The organism is Marinobacter sp. M5B (assembly GCF_042604615.1).
In the GTDB taxonomy this organism is placed as follows: domain Bacteria; phylum Pseudomonadota; class Gammaproteobacteria; order Pseudomonadales; family Oleiphilaceae; genus Marinobacter; species Marinobacter salarius.
The window spans coordinates 2,396,762-2,415,028 of record NZ_CP156894.1; the positions used below are offsets into that span (position 1 = coordinate 2,396,762).

Annotated in this window: 17 protein-coding genes and 1 tRNA gene; 11 read left to right on the forward strand and 7 right to left on the reverse strand. The window is 57.8% G+C overall.

Translation table 11 applies throughout. The annotated features are described in order from the left end of the window. Positions 1-2 precede the first annotated feature (2 nt). The 4 genes from AAGD24_RS10875 (at position 3) to AAGD24_RS10890 (ending at position 4,475) form a co-directional block, all read left to right on the forward strand. Positions 3-875, forward strand: coding sequence for a DMT family transporter (locus AAGD24_RS10875; protein WP_379865075.1), 873 nt, complete (start codon positions 3-5; stop codon positions 873-875). Between the two features lie 129 nt (positions 876-1,004). Further along, positions 1,005-3,200 carry an OsmC domain/YcaO domain-containing protein gene (locus AAGD24_RS10880; RefSeq protein ID WP_379865077.1) on the forward strand — a complete coding sequence of 732 codons (2,196 nt, stop codon included), beginning with the start codon at positions 1,005-1,007 and terminating at the stop codon, positions 3,198-3,200. A gap of 415 nt (positions 3,201-3,615) precedes the next feature. Beyond that, positions 3,616-4,068 carry a YeeE/YedE family protein gene (locus AAGD24_RS10885; RefSeq protein WP_206512176.1) on the forward strand — a complete coding sequence of 151 codons (453 nt, stop codon included), beginning with the start codon at positions 3,616-3,618 and terminating at the stop codon, positions 4,066-4,068. Then, the gene (locus AAGD24_RS10890) at positions 4,065-4,475 is read left to right on the forward strand and encodes a DUF6691 family protein (RefSeq protein WP_041333380.1); all 411 of its coding nucleotides are present in this window, start codon (positions 4,065-4,067) and stop codon (positions 4,473-4,475) included. Before AAGD24_RS10885 ends, AAGD24_RS10890 begins: the two co-directional genes overlap by 4 nt. 41 nt (positions 4,476-4,516) lie before the next feature. On the opposite strand, the gene AAGD24_RS10895 is transcribed toward AAGD24_RS10890, so the two are convergent. Next, positions 4,517-4,603: transfer RNA gene (locus tag AAGD24_RS10895), tRNA-Leu, on the reverse strand. An 89-nt stretch (positions 4,604-4,692) separates the two neighbouring features. Further along, positions 4,693-5,325: a class I SAM-dependent methyltransferase gene (locus tag AAGD24_RS10900; protein ID WP_379865078.1), complete on the reverse strand. Its 633-nt coding sequence runs from the start codon at positions 5,323-5,325 to the stop codon at positions 4,693-4,695. 181 nt (positions 5,326-5,506) lie between these two features. Here AAGD24_RS10900 and AAGD24_RS10905 point away from each other — a divergent pair, with 181 nt between their 5' ends. From AAGD24_RS10905 to cydC, 4 genes are read left to right on the forward strand one after another with little or no spacing between them, the layout of a single operon-like run. Then, entirely contained in the window at positions 5,507-6,937 is a 1,431-nt protein-coding gene (locus AAGD24_RS10905) for a cytochrome ubiquinol oxidase subunit I (protein ID WP_379865080.1), read from the forward strand. Between the two features lie 2 nt (positions 6,938-6,939). After that, positions 6,940-7,941 (forward strand): cytochrome d ubiquinol oxidase subunit II, encoded by a 1,002-nt coding sequence (gene cydB, locus AAGD24_RS10910; protein WP_036207368.1) that lies wholly within the window; start codon positions 6,940-6,942, stop codon positions 7,939-7,941. Further along, positions 7,942-9,612, forward strand: a complete 1,671-nt coding sequence (gene cydD / locus AAGD24_RS10915) for a thiol reductant ABC exporter subunit CydD (protein WP_041333376.1) — start codon at positions 7,942-7,944, stop codon at positions 9,610-9,612. Next, complete coding sequence (gene cydC / locus AAGD24_RS10920) at positions 9,605-11,218, forward strand: thiol reductant ABC exporter subunit CydC (RefSeq protein ID WP_379865082.1); 1,614 nt, start codon at positions 9,605-9,607, stop codon at positions 11,216-11,218. Before cydD ends, cydC begins: the two co-directional genes overlap by 8 nt. Positions 11,219-11,223: 5 nt before the next feature. Here the strand turns inward: cydC and AAGD24_RS10925 are convergent, their stop codons facing one another. Both AAGD24_RS10925 and AAGD24_RS10930 read right to left on the reverse strand, forming a co-directional pair. Beyond that, on the reverse strand, positions 11,224-12,465 hold the full coding sequence (locus AAGD24_RS10925; RefSeq protein ID WP_379865084.1) for a saccharopine dehydrogenase family protein: 1,242 nt from the start codon (positions 12,463-12,465) through the stop codon (positions 11,224-11,226). A gap of 27 nt (positions 12,466-12,492) precedes the next feature. After that, positions 12,493-12,918 (reverse strand): hypothetical protein, encoded by a 426-nt coding sequence (locus AAGD24_RS10930; protein ID WP_041333373.1) that lies wholly within the window; start codon positions 12,916-12,918, stop codon positions 12,493-12,495. Between the two features lie 125 nt (positions 12,919-13,043). Here AAGD24_RS10930 and AAGD24_RS10935 point away from each other — a divergent pair, with 125 nt between their 5' ends. Both AAGD24_RS10935 and AAGD24_RS10940 read left to right on the forward strand, forming a co-directional pair. Further along, positions 13,044-13,373: a hypothetical protein gene (locus AAGD24_RS10935; RefSeq protein ID WP_036207383.1), complete on the forward strand. Its 330-nt coding sequence runs from the start codon at positions 13,044-13,046 to the stop codon at positions 13,371-13,373. Between the two features lie 8 nt (positions 13,374-13,381). Continuing rightward, positions 13,382-13,846, forward strand: coding sequence for a hypothetical protein (locus tag AAGD24_RS10940; protein WP_036207386.1), 465 nt, complete (start codon positions 13,382-13,384; stop codon positions 13,844-13,846). A 41-nt stretch (positions 13,847-13,887) separates the two neighbouring features. Here AAGD24_RS10940 and AAGD24_RS10945 read toward each other — a convergent pair whose 3' ends face one another. Beyond that, positions 13,888-14,829 carry an electron transfer flavoprotein subunit alpha/FixB family protein gene (locus tag AAGD24_RS10945; RefSeq protein WP_036207389.1) on the reverse strand — a complete coding sequence of 314 codons (942 nt, stop codon included), beginning with the start codon at positions 14,827-14,829 and terminating at the stop codon, positions 13,888-13,890. Continuing rightward, a complete protein-coding gene (locus tag AAGD24_RS10950) occupies positions 14,830-15,579 on the reverse strand; it encodes an electron transfer flavoprotein subunit beta/FixA family protein (RefSeq protein WP_036207392.1) in 750 nt (249 codons plus the stop codon). A gap of 418 nt (positions 15,580-15,997) precedes the next feature. On the opposite strand from AAGD24_RS10950, the gene AAGD24_RS10955 reads away from it, so the two are divergent. Then, positions 15,998-17,650, forward strand: a complete 1,653-nt coding sequence (locus AAGD24_RS10955; protein ID WP_036207395.1) for an electron transfer flavoprotein-ubiquinone oxidoreductase — start codon at positions 15,998-16,000, stop codon at positions 17,648-17,650. A gap of 66 nt (positions 17,651-17,716) precedes the next feature. Here the strand turns inward: AAGD24_RS10955 and AAGD24_RS10960 are convergent, their stop codons facing one another. Further along, on the reverse strand, positions 17,717-18,178 hold the full coding sequence (locus AAGD24_RS10960) for a peptidylprolyl isomerase (protein WP_007152117.1): 462 nt from the start codon (positions 18,176-18,178) through the stop codon (positions 17,717-17,719). Between the last annotated feature and the right edge of the window lie 89 nt (positions 18,179-18,267).

An 18,267-nucleotide genomic window follows, 5' to 3' on the forward strand; every position in this document is an offset into this window, starting at 1 on the left:
GCTTGCAGACGACCCGACTCAAAGGCCTGACCATCGCCGCACTGGGTGTGTTGTTCATCGTGCCGGACGCCCTGCTGGTGAAGATCACCTCCGTGGAGCCGGTGGTGTTTCTGTTCTGGCGCGGCCTGTTGCTGGCGTTCAGCTTTCTGGTGATCAGTTCGGTACGCTACCGCGCCCGCCTGGGGGCTGAAATCCGTCGATGCGGCTGGAAAGGGGTGTTCTGCGCCGTCGCCTTCGGGTTAAGCCAACTGGGTTTTGTGATGGGCATGAAAAACACCGCCGCTGGCAACGTGCTGGTCATCCTCAACACCTCACCGGTCATTGCCGCACTCATCGCCTGGCTGGTCTGGAAAGAAGCCCTGCCGTGGCGAACCTGGGTGGTCATCCTCGTCTGCGTGGCAGGCGCCACCCTGATGGCATTGGGCGAATGGGGGCGCGGTGATCCTTTAGGGTTGATCATGGCGGGCGTTGCGGCGACCGCTCTGGCGCTGAATCTCAACGTGGCACGCTCAAAGCCGGACAGCGATATGAGCCTTGTACTGATGTTCGGCGCGCTGCTCGTTGCCGGCGCCGCAGCCCTGGCGGGTGGTGCAGTGATGCCCTCTCCCAGGGATGCCGTATTCATCGCCCTGCTCTGCCTGTTCTTCCTGCCGGTGGCCTGCGTGCTCATCCAGATTGGCCCACGCTACATACCGGCCGCAGAAGTCAGCCTGATGCTGTTACTGGAAACCATACTGGGCTCTTTCCTGGTGTGGCTGTTCCTCGGCGAGGTTCCCACCACCCTGAGCCTGATCGGCGGCGCCATTGTCTTCTCCGCACTGATGATCCATGGCTGGATCGAGGTACAACGGTATCGGCAAACCCGTTCGGTTTGACGCATCCGTTGATGTACGGACATTCCCCGCCGATTTGTAAGCCACCCAAGACGCAGGGCGGCAAAAACTGGATAATGGCCCTCCGGCTTTCGAAAGCCCGCTCAATTCTGCAAACCCGGTACGCTGTTCATGGAAATCAAAGTTAATTTTCTCGAAAACCTCAGGCTTGAAGCCAAGTTTGACGATTTCACCGTGGTCACGGACCAGCCCATTCGCTACAAAGGCGACGGCTCGGCCCCCAGCCCGTTCGATTATTTCCTGGCGTCATCGGCGCTCTGTGCGGCGTACTTTGTGCGGGTTTACTGCAAGGCGCGGGACATTCCCACGGAAAACATCCGCCTGTCGCAGAACAACATTGTCGACCCGGAAAACCGCTACAACCAGATTTTCAGAATTGAGGTGGAACTGCCGGAAAACATTTCCGACAAGGACCGCCAGGGCATCCTGCGCTCGATTGACCGCTGCACCGTGAAAAAAGTGGTACAGACCGGCCCCGAGTTCCAGATTGAAACCGTCGAAAACCTCGACGAAGACGCCCAGGCCCTGCTGATGGCCCCGGAAGGTGACACCAGCACCTACATCGAGGGCAAGGACCTCCCGCTGGAACAGACCATCGCCAACATGAGCGGCATACTGGCGGACTTGGGCATGAAGATCGAAATCGCCTCCTGGCGCAACATCGTGCCCCACGTGTGGTCGCTGCACATTCGCGATGCCGCCTCCCCGATGTGCTTCACCAACGGCAAGGGTGCTACCAAGGAAAGCGCTCTATGCTCGGCATTGGGTGAATTCATCGAACGCCTGAGCTGCAATTTCTTCTACAACGACCAGTTCTTCGGCGAAGACATCGCCAACAGCGATTTCGTCCACTACCCCAACGAAAAATGGTTCAAGCCAGGGCCGGACGACGAGCTGCCCGACGGCATCCTAGATGACCACTGTCTGGCCATCTACAACCCGGAAGGCGAACTCTGCGGGTCCAACCTGATCGACACCAATTCTGGCAAGACCGAACGGGGCATCGTGTCGTTACCGTTCGTACGCCAGTCCGACGGCGAAACGGTGTATTTCCCCTCCAACCTGATCGAGAACCTGTTCCTCAGCAACGGCATGAGCGCGGGCAACACCTTGCCAGAAGCCCAGGTACAGTGTCTGTCTGAAATCTTCGAGCGCGCCGTCAAGAAGCAGATCATTGAAGAGGAAATGGCGCTGCCGGACGTGCCCCAGAGTGTGCTGGATAAATACCCGCACATTGTTGAGGGCATCAATGCTCTGGAAGCACAGGGCTTCCCGATTCTGGTGAAAGACGCCTCCCTGGGCGGTCGATTCCCGGTGATGTGCGTGACGCTGATGAACCCGCGAAACGGCGGCGTGTTCGCCTCTTTCGGCGCGCATCCGAGTTTCGAGGTGGCGCTGGAACGCAGCCTGACCGAGCTGCTGCAGGGCCGCAGCTTTGAAAACCTCAACGACGTACCGGCGCCCACCTTTAGCACCCAGGCGGTGACGGAGCCCAACAACTTTGTTGAGCACTTTATCGATTCCACGGGCGTGGTGTCCTGGCGGTTCTTCAGCGCCAAATCCGACCTGGAGTTCTGCGAATGGAACTTCTCCGGCACCAACGAAGAAGAAGCCAGCACCCTGTTCGGCATTCTGGAAGACCTTGGTAAAGAAGTGTACGTGGCGACCCATGAAGACCTGGGCGCGCCGGTATGCCGCATCCTGGTACCCGGCTATTCCGAGGTCTACCCCGTAGAGGATCTGGTGTGGGACAACACCAACATGGCGCTGGACTACCGCGAAGATATCCTCAACCTCCACGCCCTCAGCGATGATCAGTTGGCCGACCTGGCCGAGCGCCTGGAAGCCAGCCAGCTCGACAACTACATGACCATCATCAGCCTGATTGGCATCGAGTTCGACGAGAACACAATTTGGGGCCAACTCACCATTCTGGAACTGAAACTGCTGATCTGCCTGGCCCTGCAATGGCACGAAGAAGCCCAGGAATTTGTCGACATGTTCCTGCAGTTCAACGACAACACCGTAGAGCGCAACCTGTTCTACCGTGCCGTTAACACCGTTCTGGAAATAACCCTGAGTGACGAACTTGAACTGCCCGACTACCTGCCCAATCTGCAGCGCATGTTCGGCGAAGACACCATGGCCGCCGTGGTTGGCTCAGTCAGCGGCGAAGTACGCTTCCATGGCCTGACACCCACAAGCATGCAGCTGGAAGGTCTGGAGAAGCATCAGCGGTTGGTTGATAGCTATAAGAAGTTACATGCTGCCCGCGCCGTGAAGGCCGGCTTGAGACAAGCCGAATAATATTCACAGGATTGAACCCCCGAAGGCATGGAAGCCTTCGGGCAATGGCTCACCCCAGAAAAGTAATCCTGCAGCCTCAGTGGATCAGCTACAGGTCGCCGTGAACTCTCCCCACAAACCGCCCCTGCATTCGTGAAATTACTTGAAGTGACCTGTCGTCGCCGAAAACAACCGGGATGAAGCTGGCTCTATTGTTCTTACAGACCATAGACAAACACCCATTAATTCTCTATTGGTATATAGTTATAACTTTTTGGCGCTAGTATGTCGGCATGACTTCTCCTTACCTGCCTGGCAGTTAACCTGATCGACACGTCAGCATTCGATAGGCTAGAGGCAATAAACGCCCTTGTTGCAGGGGAAAGCGCAATAACCAGATTTCTAAGAAATCTAAAGGAGACGAACTGTGAACACGATGGCAAATCTCTCCGGATTGGCTGGCGGTGTATTTATCGGTCTGTCGGCCGTGTTGCTGATGGCAACCATCGGGCGCATCGCCGGGATAAGCGGTATTGTTTCTGGCTTATTGTTGGAGCGTCCTACTGGTGATTCCGCCTGGCGATTGGCCTTTTTGCTCGGCCTGGTCAGCGGGCCGCTCGCCCTGGTGATCCTGAAACTTGATCTGGGCAATGTCGCGGCAGAGCCCGACGCGATCATTGGTGCGCCTGCGGGTGATGTAGGGTTGATGCTCCTGGCGGGGCTACTGGTCGGAATTGGCACAGGAATCGGTGGTGGCTGCACCAGTGGCCACGGTGTCTGCGGCTTGGCGCGCTTGTCCCACCGGTCACTGATCGCAACCCTGACCTTTCTTCTGGTCGCCATGGCCACGGTTTACTTGGTTCGTCACCAGATAGGAGGTGGTGTATGAAAGTAATCATAGGCTACCTTGCCGGACTACTGTTCGGTCTTGGTTTGGCGATTGGAGGCATGACCGACCCCGCTCGGGTACTGAATTTTCTCGATGTTTCCGGCGCCTGGGATCCAACCTTACTATTCGTCCTGGGCGGTGCGGTGGTTACCACCTTTATTGGCTATCAGCTGGCTTTTAAACGATCGAATCCGTTGTTCACGGAGAAATTTCAATTGCCCACACGCCGTGATCTGGACGGGCGACTGATGGGCGGTGCAGCGCTGTTCGGTATCGGCTGGGGATTATCAGGATATTGTCCGGGGCCAGCCTTCGCCTCCATGGCGGGTTTAACCACTCCCCTGGCTGCCATGCTGGTGGCGATGGTGGCCGGCTGGTGGCTCGCAAGGCGCTTTTCCACCCAATAAACAGATCGGCGTAAAGCCAATTCGGCTTCTTGCTTTTGAATTGGTGCCCGGAGCCGGAATCGAACCGGCACGACCTAACGGTCGAGAGATTTTAAGTCTCTTGTGTCTACCTATTCCACCATCCGGGCATTCGGAGGGGGCTGTGAGGAGCTTTTGAGGGGCAGGATTGTATAAGGCCGCGCCCGGTAACGCAATTGGGATTGCGGTGGAGGTGTTTTTAGCTAGGTTGCTGAGGCTTCCGCGCCCTGCCCTTGTAGATATAACCAGCGAATTTCGGGGCCTTGGGCACGTATAGGTTTTCCAATTCGGTGATCTCAAACCCCGCTTCCCGAATCAGTTCCGCAATCGGTCGGTTGAGATGGCAACCACCGGCGATTTTCTTCCAGCCTGGGGTGATGCGGTGTTGCCATTTGCACACGCCCTGATCTGGCGATTCCCCATGCTCCAGGAACAACAGTTCGCCGTCGGGCTTGAGTACCCGTTTCATTTGATCCAGTGCCGCTCGCCAGTCGGGTATGGTGCACAGGGTGAAAGTAAGCAGTACCGTGTCGACGCTATTGTCCGATAGCGGAATTTGCTCGCCCGGCAAGTCCAGCCACTCCACCGCAACGCTGGATTTGGCCAGATTTGCCCGTGCCTTTCGGCGCATGCCTTCGGACGGCTCCAGGCCGTAGACGAGGCTAACGGTATCCGGATTGTAGAACTCCAGATTAATGCCCGAGCCCATACCCACTTCCAGCACGGTGCCGTGTGCCTGTGGCACCACCTGGCTGCGCAGTTTCATCACCTGCCCTACTGAACAGGAGTAATCGATCAGGTGCGGCAGTATTCGCTCGTCGTAGAAACCCATGGAGCCTTCCTATACTTGTTTTAAATCAAGGGGTGCGACATTCTGTCCCTTGGTTTTCCCTGTGCTACGGGTAGCATGGCTACTATCTGCCGGTAAAACAACACTACAACCCAGCCAAGGCAGCGGCCAAGCGGGCGCCAAGCTCGTTTATTCTGTTCACTGTAGTGTCCGGAGGTTCCGCATGGAACTTGATCCCGTCCTTCTGTCGCGAATCCAGTTTGCGTTCGTGGTGTCCTTCCACGCTATCTTCCCGGTGTTTACCATCGGGCTTGCGTCCTACATTGCAGTGCTCGAGGGCCTGGCGTTTAAAACCAACAATCCTTCCTGGGCAAAACTCTCTGCCTTCTGGACCAAAGTGTTCGCAGTGGTGTTTGGCATGGGCGTGGTGTCGGGCATTGTGATGTCCTTCCAGTTCGGCACCAACTGGAGCAACTTTGCCCAGGCGTCCGCCAACTTCCTGGGGCCGATGCTGAGTTATGAAGTGGTTACCGCCTTTTTCCTCGAAGCGGCGTTCCTGGGTGTGCTGCTGTTCGGGCGCGACAAGGTGCCTGCCGGAGTTCACCTGTTTGCGGCAGTGATGGTGGCCACGGGCACCTTTATATCATCATTCTGGATCCTGTCAGCCAATAGCTGGATGCATACCCCCGCCGGTACGGAATTCAGGGATGGGGTGTTCTTTGTCACCTCCTGGAGCGAGGCGATATTCAATCCGTCCTTTCCTTATCGCTTTTCCCACATGGTGGTGGCCTCGTTCCTGACTGGCTCGTTCGTGGTGGCGGGTGTCAGTGCCTGGTATCTGCTTCGCAAACGTGAGGTTGAGGCGAACCGACGCGCGTTATCCATGAGCCTGTGGCTGATTCTGGTTCTTGCCCCCACCCAGGCGGTTATCGGGGATTTCCATGGCCTGAACACGCTGGAACACCAACCCATGAAGGTCGCCGCCATGGAAGGCAACTGGGAAACCTCGCGTAATGTGCCGCTGCTGTTGTTCGCGATTCCCGATCAGGAAAACCAGACCAACCGGTACGAGGTAGCCATTCCCAGCCTGGCCAGCCTGATCCTCACCCATGAGTGGGACGGCGAAGTGCCCGGGCTGAACGAAGTCACGGTGGACGAGCAGCCGCCGGTCGCAATCGTGTTCTGGTCATTCCGGGTGATGGTTGGCCTGGGTATGCTGATGATCCTCTTTGGCCTCGCCGGCCTCGTATTGCGGGCCGGTGGCCGATACTGGCAAACCCCCTGGTTCCTGCAAGGGTTGCGCTTTATGAGTCTGACACCCTTTGTGGCGGTACTGGCCGGCTGGTTTGTCACGGAAATTGGCCGCGCGCCCTGGCTGGTGTATGGGCTGATGAACCAGAGCGAGTCGGTTACGCCGTCATTGACCGGCGGTATGGCGCTGTTCTCACTGATTGGCTACATCGTGGTCTATGCTTTGGTGTTCAGTTCCGGTGTCTATTACCTGATGCGGGTGCTGTACGTGGGCATGGAAGACGAAGACGCAGAGGACGGCCATGAAGCCGAACGGCCGAAACGTCCCTTCTCGGCCACCCATGTGCCGTTTGAGATTGATGATAACGGTCGTCAAAAGCCACTGAACCAGGGAGGCCACTGATTATGGAACTGTTCGATCTGGCCCTGATCTGGGCGTTTATTATCGGTTTCGGCATTATTATGTATGTGCTGATGGACGGGTTTGACCTGGGCATTGGCATTCTCTTCCCCTTCGCACCGAAAGAAGAAGACCGGGACACCATGATGAACACGGTGGCACCGGTCTGGGATGGCAACGAAACCTGGCTGGTGCTTGGCGGGGCGGGCCTGTTGGCGGCGTTTCCACTGGTTTACTCCACCATTCTGCCGGCGCTGTACATTGGTGTATTCCTGCTGCTGGCCGGTCTGATCTTTCGCGGGGTGGCGTTTGAGTTCCGCTTCAAGGCCAGAACCTCGCGCTATCTCTGGAACTGGGCCTTCGCCGGTGGCTCCACGGTGGCTTCGTTTGCCCAGGGCGCCGTGGTGGGTGCCTATATCCAGGGCTTTGAGATTACCAACCGGGTCTATACCGGCGGTGCGCTGGATTGGCTGACCCCTTTCACGGTGCTGACCGGTTTCGGTCTGATGGCCGGCTATGCGTTGCTGGGCTCCACCTGGCTGATCATGAAAACCGAGGGCCGCCTGCAGGACTGGGCGTATCGGATCACCATTCCGCTGCTGCTGGGTGTGTTGGTCGTGTTTGCGATGATCAGCGTCTGGACGCCGTTTGTGGATGAAGCGGTGAAAAACCGCTGGTTCTCCAATCTGAGCATTATCTGGATATTGCCCGTGCTCGCCCTGCTCTGTGCCTTTCAGATCTTCCGGTCAGTTCGGAACCGGTTTGAAGGCATGCCGTTTGTCGCGACGGTGGGGCTGTTCATCTTTACCTACCTGGGCTTGATCGTCAGCCGCTGGCCCTATGTGGTGCCGCCGGAATACACGCTCTGGGACGCCTCCTCCGCGTACGGCTCACAGTTGTTCCTGCTGCTGGGGCTGCTGTTCGTGATTCCCATTGTGCTGGTCTACACCGCCTGGACCTATTGGGTGTTCCGGGGCAAGGTACGGGCTGGCGAGGGATACCACTAGGTGGCTGAACAAGCCGAGTCAAAACGTTGGCTGGGGGCACTTGCCGCCCACAGCCGGCGGCTGATCCTGGCCACGGTTTCGGCTGGCGTTGTGGTGGCCCTTGCCACCATCGCGCAAATGGCGTTCCTGGCGGGCATTGTTCACCAGGGTATTGTCGATGAGATACCGGTGGCCGAACTGTCGCTGCTGTTCACCGGTGCCATTATCGCGATATTGATCCGCGGTGTGGCTCAGGGGTTACAGGCCCGCTACGCAGCCCGCTGCAGCCGTGAGGTGCGTAGCGAGGTTCGCCATAGTATCAACCGGTGCTGGCAGGCCAGCGGGCCGGTTTCGATGAGCCAGACCTCCGCCGGCACCCTGGCGCGAGAATGGCTTGACCACACCGACGCCCTGCATGGGTATTTCGCCCGTTTCCTGCCCCAGATGATGCTCGCGGTGGTGGTGCCGCTGATGATCCTGGTGGTGGTATTTTCACTGGACTGGCTCGCGGGGATCTTCCTCCTGCTGTCCGCCCCATTGATACCATTGTTCATGGCACTGGTCGGGATGGGCGCCGAAAAGCTCAACCAGCAGCATTTCCAGACCATCGGTCGTTTGTCCGGCCAGTTTTTGGATAAGGTTCGGGGATTGACCACCCTGCAGTTGTTCGGCCAGACCGCTCCTGCCGCAGAAACCCTGCGCAAGCGATCCGACGAATACCGCCGCATCACCATGAAAACCCTGAAGATTGCGTTCCTGTCCTCAGCGGTATTGGAGTTCTTCTCCTCCGTGGCCATTGCCGTCGTGGCCATTTACATCGGCTTCGGGTTGCTGGGGTACATCACCTTTGGACCGTCCAGCGACCTGACACTGTTTTCCGGGTTGTTGATCCTGCTGCTTGCCCCGGAGTTCTTCCAGCCTCTGCGATTGTTGTCCCAGCATTATCATGATCGCGCTGCAGCGATGGGTGCCAGTTCTGAAATCGTCGATCGGTTGCAGGGAGTTGATAAACCACAACCGCAGGCAGAGCCCCGTCACCAGCCGGAATCTCCCGATATTGTGGCCGTTCGTGACGTCGCTCTTGCCTACGATGCCGTCAGGCCGGTGTTGGACGGCGTGTCTCTGGTGATCAACAAAGGCGATGTCATCGCCCTCACCGGGCCTTCCGGTGGCGGCAAAACCTCGCTCTTGCATCTGTTGGCCGGCTTCATGAGACCAGACCGGGGGCGTATTTCAGTGTTTGGAGAACGTGCCGGCGACGAGGCCTTTGGCTGGCTGGGTCAGTCCCCCTTCCTGGTGCATGGTACCTGGGCCGACAACCTGCGCCTGACCACGCCGGACGCGACCGACATCGCCATAGAAACCGCCTTGCATCACGTTGGCCTGGAAAGCCTGATCAAAGGCCGGGAACGGGGAATCTACAGCGCCATTACCGAAGACGGCCAGGGGCTCTCCGGCGGGCAGGCACGCCGCTTGAGCCTGGCGCGGGTATTTGTGGCCAGTTACGACCTGATACTGCTGGATGAGCCCACAGCGGGGCTGGACAGTGACAGCGAAATATACGTGCTGGAAGCGCTGCACAAGCTGGCGCTGGCCGGTAAGACTCTGGTTTTCGCCACTCACCACCAGGCACTGCTGACACTGGCCAACCGTACTTTGCTGGTGACGGAAGGAGGCGTTGCAGATGCGTGAGCTTGGCCCCTGGTTCGCATTGATTTTCCGTCGCCCCGGTCGCCTGGTGACCGGCGGCTTACTCATACTGGCCACCCTGCTTGCGGGTATGGGGCTGCTGGCATTGTCGGGCTGGTTTATTACCGCCACGGCGCTCTCCGGCATCCTGTTGGCAGCCGGTGTGCAGGCGTCCATCAATCTGTATGTCCCTGGTGGTGGCATTCGCTTCTTTGCCGTGGCGCGAACGGTCGCGCGGTATGCCGAGCGGGTGTACAACCACGATACCGTGCTGCGCCTGCTGACGGATATCCGAGTGGCCCTGTTCGAGCGTTTATCCACCGCCGGCCGGGACCGGAGAACCCGTTTACGCGGCCCGCAATGGCTATCCCGCCTGACCAATGACGTGGATGCCCTGGACACGCTGTATCTGCGCCTGATCGCACCTACGGCCCTTGCTGCTTTGGTAACGGCGATACTGCTGATCGCCGCGTGGTTGATGTATCGCGGGGAACTGGCCGTCGGCCTTGCTCTGGTGCTGGTACCGGCATTTTTGGTAGCAACGCTGCTGGTTTACCTGCGAACCCGGCATCTGGTCTACCAGCAGACGGCGGCCCGCGAACGGGTAAGAACAGACGTCATCGAGCACATCGAGGGCTTCGGGGAACTCACCGCCGCAGGACGCATTGGCAAACATGCCGCCCTGTGCCTGCGCCAGGCGGGACAGATCACCCGCAACGAAGCCCGCACTGACACGCGCACCGGCTGGAACCTCGGGCTATCCCAGGTCATGGTGAACCTGTCGGTGGTGCTCGCGCTGTGGATGGGGCTAGAGTTGTTCCAGGCAGGGGCGGTGACAGGCCCGATGGTTGTGCTGCTGCCAATCGCCCTCCTCGGTTTACAGGAAATCTATTCGATGCTTCCGGATGCATTCGCGCGCCTGGGGGGCACGCTCGCATCTGCTGCGGCGCTCAACCGGGACTGCGCTCCAGAACCCTCCCAAGGTGCGCACGAACAACAGCCACATCGCAGTGACTGTGCCCTGGAACTCGAGCGTGTGACGATCCGTTTCAGCGACCATGCGCCGGTGCTCAGTCATTTCGATATGGCGGTCGCTAAGGGCGAATGGGTGGGAATCATTGGCCACTCCGGCGCGGGAAAATCCTCACTGGCGGATATCATCGCAGGCCTTGAGACGCCGGCTGTCGGGCGTGTTCACGCGTTACCGCTGGCCTATCTGACACAGAAAACCGTACTGTTCGATGACACCCTGAAAGCCAATCTGCTGATCGGCCGCCCAGACGCCACGGATGCGGACCTCTGGCGGGTTTTGGAGCTGGTGGCGATGGCAGACCGGTTTGTCCACGAACCGGCACAGCTGAACACTTGGCTGGGCTCCATGGGTAGCCAGTTATCTGGCGGTGAAGCCCGGCGTATTGCACTGGCACGGGTGCTATTGAACAAAGCGCCGTTATTGATTCTGGACGAACCGTTCACCGGAGTGGACGCCGAAACCCGGAACAACATTGCGACGGGTATGAGGCAGTGGTTGGCAGGAAAAACGGTGGTGTCACTGGGGCACGCGCCGGAGGCCTTACCCGCCTCCGACCGTACCACCCGGCTGGCCTAGCGGCCTCAGCTGGTTTCCAGTACTTCGAAGGTCAGGCCAGCCTTGCTGGTCAGGCGCTCATAGAGCTTGCCATCAAGAAGCGACGATGGTGTCCAGAAACCGCCCTGTTTTTCGGCCGGTACATCAAACGCCAGGCTCATGCCTGCCTCGCCCAGCATCTTGCCGGTTGAACCGTAACCGGGGTCGCGGTCACCCGTGACTTTGGTCTTGATGATCTTGCCGTCGGTCGTCTTGCCCACAAAGCGTAGATCGTAAAAGCCATTTTTCTGGGCTTCCGGGCTTGGGCCCTCGCCCGGCTTGGGCACGAACTTTTCCACCACCCAACGAGTTGGCTTGAACGCAGACGCGGTGAAGAAACCTCCAAGCGCGCCGGTAATTCCGTAAGCCGCGAGACGACCTTTCACACCACGACCAGTCATCATGGCCTCGTCGTAGGTGAACTCCTTGCCATAACGAGCGTTCTGCAAAGCGTTGGAACGATGGACGATCCGGGTGTTGATGGCCCCCATGACGAACGGTGCCAGCCAGACACCGAAGTCGTTATCGAACTCTGCGCCTTTCAGGCTCGGTTGACGGGTTTTGGAGCGGTGCTCCGGAGGGCAGATCGAGAACGGGTTGGCCAGCTCCTTGCGCAGTTTCGGGTCGGCGGCCGCTTCCTTGGCGATGTTCATCATGCTGGCTACGGTGCCGCCGGAGAACTCGCCCTTGGCAACTTTGACCCGCATCCGCACGTCCTGGCACGGAGCGCCGAGGGTTTCCGCAGCTTTTTCCTGCAGGAACCAGACCCCCATGTCTGATGGGATGGAGTCAAAGCCACAACAATGGACGATGCGGGCCCCGGAGGCCTTGGCTTTGTCCTCGTAGGTGTCCACCATCTTGCGGATCCACTGCACTTCACCGGTAAGGTCGCAATAGTCCGTACCGGTTTCAGCGCAGATTTTGACCAGCGGTTCGCCATACAGGGCATAGGGACCAACGGTTGAGATCACCACGCGTGTCTGGTCACACATGGCTTTCAGGGCGCTTTCATCGGCGGCGTCTGCCACAATGACGGGCAGCTCAGACGCCGACGGGCCCAGGCCTTGTTTGAGGGTGGCCAGCTTGCTTTCTGAGCGTCCGGCGATGGCCCAGCGAACGTCTTTGCCGATACCATAGGATTCCAACAGGTAACCGGTAAGGATCTGCCCCACGAAGCTGGTGGCACCGAATACCACGATGTCGTAGGTGGTGTCAGTCTTTGTGCTCATTCGTTGTCCTTAATCCATTTGGATCAATTATGAATTGGTGGCGGTCGACCGCGACGCTTTTGCACCCATCAATACCAGGAACAGTGCTACACCCAGGCCCCAGAAGCCGTTCAGTATCAGCCCGCCAACCCAGGTCTGGGCGGTGACAGCGATGCCCTTCAGCGGGAAGACCACCAGCATGGCGACGGCTGTCGGCCCGATGGCGCCTACTATTACATTACCCAACCAGAACTTAAAGCCGCCAAAGCGGCCAAGGATCGCCCAGAGCACGATCCCCCAAAGTCCGCCAAAGAAAGCCAGCGAGAAAACAGCGGGAATACCCAGCGGCGGAACCGCAGCCATGTTAAAGGGTGCGGATGGCACCATTCCCACGAAATAAAACACGGCAAACAGCCCCTGATGAAAGATCAGGGTGGCAAGAAGGCCACTGACAAATGCTTTTAACCAGATCATGTCACTATCCTTTCGTTTATTTCCCTGGAGGTTGCAACAAAACGTCGCATCGGCCAATCGAATCATCGTACCGATACTGCACACTCTGTCAGACTCAATGAACCCGAATCTCGGAGGTTACCCCATTGAACACCCTGCTTCTGGTACTGAGCCTCATACTTGCCACTCTCAGCGCCTGGCTGTTCTGGCAGGTACGTCTCCAGCAAAGATCCATTGGCAAGGCGATGGCTGAGAGCTATGGCCCTGATAATACACGGGAACCGGAGCTGATACTTACGCTGCGAGTAAAAGATCCGATTGCCCTGGCAAAACGCGAATCGAAGTCAGCCCGCATGTTGGCAGACCGTCTTCCGGTGATGGTGAAACGGCTGGTGTATCAGGAAGTCATGAAAGAGCTCGAACTGGAACTGGCCGAACGGGAAATCGACGTGGAAATGAAGCTCGAATACCGATAGGAGGCGCCATGGACATCGTATCACTGCTCAGTTTAAGCGCCATTGTGACCTCAACGGGGCTTATGGCGGTTGCGTTCCGGCAACACAGCCGCAACACCCGAACTCTCCGTATCCTTCACTCCCAACGGATTTCGGCCAACAGCCATATCCAGAAAACCCGTATGGACCTGATGGAAACCCGAAACCGGGCCCGCTTGCTGGAGGAAACCGTCAAGAATGGCACCAGCGCGGTAGAGAAGGTTCACAAGGCCATTACCACCACTACGTTCAGCCTGATCGACCGCTTTTCAAGCAATGAGGAGTTCCGCGAAAACGCCCGTCGGGCGCGGGAAACCCACGACCAGACCAGTGACCAGATCTATCGCTCGGTGCACACCACCAACAAGGCGTTGCATATACTGGCGGACACCCTGTTTTTCGGTAAGAAGGAAAAACAGCTGACGGCACGGAAAAAGCCGAAAGACGAGCAATAAAAAAGGCACCCTAGGGTGCCTTTTTTAGTAGAGTCAGAAAGTTACAGGACTTTCTTCAACTCTTCTTCAAGCTGCGGAACCGCTTCAAACAGATCCGCGACCAGGCCGTAATCCGCCACCTGGAAGATCGGCGCTTCTTCGTCCTTGTTGATCGCAACGATCACCTTGGAGTCAGACATACCGGCCAGGTGCTGGATGGCACCGGAGATACCAACCGCGATGTACAGCTGCGGTGCAACGATCTTACCGGTCTGGCCGACCTGCATGTCGTTGGGCACGAAGCCTGCGTCAACAGCCGCACGGGACGCACCAACAGCGGCGCCCATCAGATCGGCAACCTGCTCCAGCATCTTGAAGTTGTCGCCGTTCTGCATGCCACGGCCACCGGAAACCACGATACCCGCGCTTCCCAGGTCCGGACGGTCAGACTTGGCCAGCTCTTCGCCGACAAAGGTGGACAGGCCAGCGTCTTTAACCACGTCCAGCTGCTCAACGGCGGCGGAGCCACCTTCACCAGCCACCGGATCAAAGGCGGTCGGGCGTACGGTGATAACCTTGATGCTGTCAGCGGATTTCACCGTGGCAATGGCGTTACCAGCGTAAATCGGGCGAACGAAGGTGTCTTCGGACTCCACACGCATGATGTCAGATACCTGGGCAACGTCCAGCAGCGCAGCAACGCGCGGCATGAAGTCTTTACCCGTGGTGCCGGCAGCGGCCAGGATATGGCTGTAGCCCTTGCCCACTTCGGCAACCAGCTCACCCAGGTTCTCGCCCAGGAAATGACCGTACGCAGCGTTGTCGGCAACCAGTACCTTGTTAACGCCTTCGGCCTTCGCAGCCGCTTCGCCTACAGCGCCGCAGTTCTCACCGGCAACCAGCACGTCGATGTCGCCGCCAATAGCCTTGGCAGCTGCGACTACGTTCAGGGTAGCCTGCTTCAGGCTGCTGTTATCATGTTCAGCAATTACAAGGATGCTCATTTAGATCACCTTCGCTTCGTTCTTCAGTTTGTCGACCAGCTCAGCTACGTCAGCGACCTTCACACCCGCCTGACGGGAAGCCGGGGCCTCAACCTTCAGGGTGGACAGACGCGGAGCAAGCTCAACACCCAGATCGGCCGGGCTCATGGCATCCAGCGGCTTTTTCTTGGCCTTCATGATGTTCGGCAGGGACGCGTAGCGCGGCTCGTTCAAGCGAAGATCGGTAGTCACAACCGCCGGCAGGTTCAGGGCCACGGTCATCAGGCCGCCGTCGACTTCGCGGGTCACGTTGACCTTCTCGCCTTCGACAACCACTTCAGACGCGAATGTGCCCTGACCCATACCGGTCAGCGCGGCCAGCATCTGGCCTGTCTGGTTGTTGTCGGAATCGATGGACTGTTTGCCAAGAATGACGAGCTTGGGCTCTTCCTTCTCAACCACACTCTTGAGCAGCTTGGCCGCTTCGAGAGACTGAACCTCTTCGTCAGTTTCGATGTGGATACCCCGGTCAGCACCCAGTGCCAGAGCGGTACGGATTTGCTCCTGGCAGGCCTTCGGGCCGATGGATACCACCACGATTTCACTGGCAACGCCCTTTTCCTTCAAACGAACCGCCTCTTCAACAGCGATTTCGCAGAATGGGTTCATTGCCATCTTGACGTTGGCGAGATCAACGCCGGTGTTGTCCGGCTTGACGCGCACCTTCACGTTGTAGTCGATTACTCGTTTTACAGCGACCAGAACCTTCATAGATTCCTCGTTCTTCTACGATGAGTTTACAATTGAGAACAGCACATACTTGCAGGACCTGCTGTCTGTCAGGGCGTCATAATACTGCAGGCAAAGGCTACCGGGGTCAATAGTCCCTAAAGACGCTGCACCGCCGCGTCAATGGCCAATGAACACCTGTTGACTCCACCTGAGCGTGAGACGATACTAAAAAACGATTCAAAAAACACGTTTTGGCCCAGTGCCACCAAACAATGCCAAAGGTAGACCCAAATTTCAAACAAACGTTTGTTTGATTATTCAATTGCGGTATCCTTTTACTCTATTAAGGCAGATGCTTTCGCTTTGAGGGAGTCGTCTATACGAGATTTTACCGGTATGATGACGCCCCTAAGAATTTGCCTGTTGGCATCACTATAAAACAGATGAGGAGACCAACGTGGAACGCGAATCGATGGAATTTGATGTTCTGATCGTCGGCGGTGGGCCGGCTGGCCTCTCGGCAGCCTGTCGTGTCATGCAGATGGCCCAGGAAGCCGAGCAGGAACTGACCGTCTGCGTCGTTGAGAAGGGGTCCGAGATCGGCGCCCACATCATGGCTGGCACAGTGTTTGAGCCCACGGCCCTCAACGAGCTGTTCCCGGACTGGAAAGAGAAAGGCGCACCGCTGAACACGCCGGTCACCCGTGATGACATTTTCCTGCTAAAGAACCAGGAAGGCGCCACCAAGATTCCAAACGCCTTTGTGCCCAAGAACATGCACAACCACGGCAACTACATCATCAGCCTGGGCAACCTGTGCCGCTGGCTGGCCGAGCAAGCCGAAGGCCTGGGCGTTGAGGTGTATCCCGGTTTTGCCGCTTCCGAAACCATCGTAGAAGATGGCCAGGTCAAGGGCATTATCACCGGCGATATGGGTGTGGCCCGTGACGGCTCCGAAAAAGACGGCTTCATGCCAGGCATGGAACTACGTGCCAAGTACACCCTGTTTACCGAAGGCTGCCGTGGTCACCTGGGCAAGCGCCTGATCAACGATTTCAAGCTTGACGAAGGCAAAGACCCTCAGCACTACGGTATTGGTATCAAGGAATTGTGGGACATCGATCCGGCCAAGCATGAGCCAGGCCTGGTTATCCACACAACTGGCTGGCCGTTGAACGAATCCGGCTCCACCGGTGGCTCCTTCCTTTACCATCTGGAAAACGGCCAGGTATACGTTGGCCTGATCAGCGATCTGTCCTACAGCAACCCGCACATGAGCCCGTTCGACGAGTTCCAGCGCCTGAAGCTGCATCCGGAGATCAAGAAACACCTGGAAGGCGGCAAGCGAGTGGCCTATGGCGCCCGCGCCATCACCAAAGGTGGCTTCAACTCCCTGCCGAAGATGAGCTTCCCGGGCGGCCTGCTGCTGGGCTGTGACGCAGGCACCCTGAACAGCTCCAAGATCAAGGGCTCCCACACCGCCATGAAATCCGGCCTGCTGGGCGCAGAGGCAGTGTTTGAAGCGTTGAAGGACGGCAAGAGCGGTGAGGAAATCACCAGTTTCGAAGAGCGCTTCAAGGATAGCTGGCTCTATAAAGAGCTGTATGCCGAGCGCAACTTCAGCCCGGGCATGCACAAGTTCGGTAACTTCGTGGGCGGCGCGATTGCCTACTTCGAGCAGAACATTCTTCGGAGCAGCCTGCCGTTTACGTTCCACGACACGACTCCCGACTATGCCACGCTAAAGCCTGCGGACCAGGCCAAGAAGATCGATTATCCGAAGCCGGATAACAAACTGACCTTCGACAAGCTGTCCTCGGTGTTTATCTCCAACACCAACCATGAAGAAGATCAGCCGGTTCACCTGAAGCTGTCCAACCCGGACATCCCAATTAAGGATAACCTGCCGAAGTACAACGAGCCTGCGCAGCGCTACTGCCCGGCCGGCGTGTACGAAGTGGTTGAAGCGGATGACGGCAGTGGCAAGAAGTTCCAGATCAACGCGCAGAACTGCGTTCACTGCAAAACCTGCGACATCAAGGACCCGGCCCAGAACATCACCTGGGTGACGCCGGAAGGTGGCGGTGGTCCGAACTATCCGAACATGTAAATAGTTCCGGGTAGCAAAAAAACGGCCCCAACAGGGGCCGTTTTTTTATGAACAACTATGACGAGATCAGTGAGCGTGACCGTGCTCTTGCTCTTCGTCAGTTGCTTCGCGCGCTTCAACCACTTCCACGTCGAAGTGCAGGGTTTGGCCTGCCAGCGGGTGGTTGGCATCGATGGTGACGGTTTCGTCGCCTACTTCCACGACACGAACGACCTGGGGGCCACCCGGAGTCTGTGCCTGGAACTGCATGCCCGGCTCGATGGTGTCGACACCTTCAAACGCAGAACGTGGGACCGGCTGGACCAGTTCTTCGTTGACTTCGCCGTAACCTTCACCCGGCTCAACAGATACTTTAACCTGATCGCCAGCGTTCTTTTCGTTCAGCGCATTTTCCAGTCCGCCGATAATGTTCTGAGCACCTTCCAGATAGGACAGAGGCTCGCGACCTTCTACACGGGAGGAGTCCAGCTCTTCTCCCTGGTCGTTGGTGAGCGTGTAGTGGATGGTGACAACACGAGGTTGGGCCATGTGATCTCCTTGCGTGTCGCAATGACTGTTTGATGTAAATTTGGGCAATCGAAAGTGATCTTGAACAGCCAGACTGCACAGAGGGACTT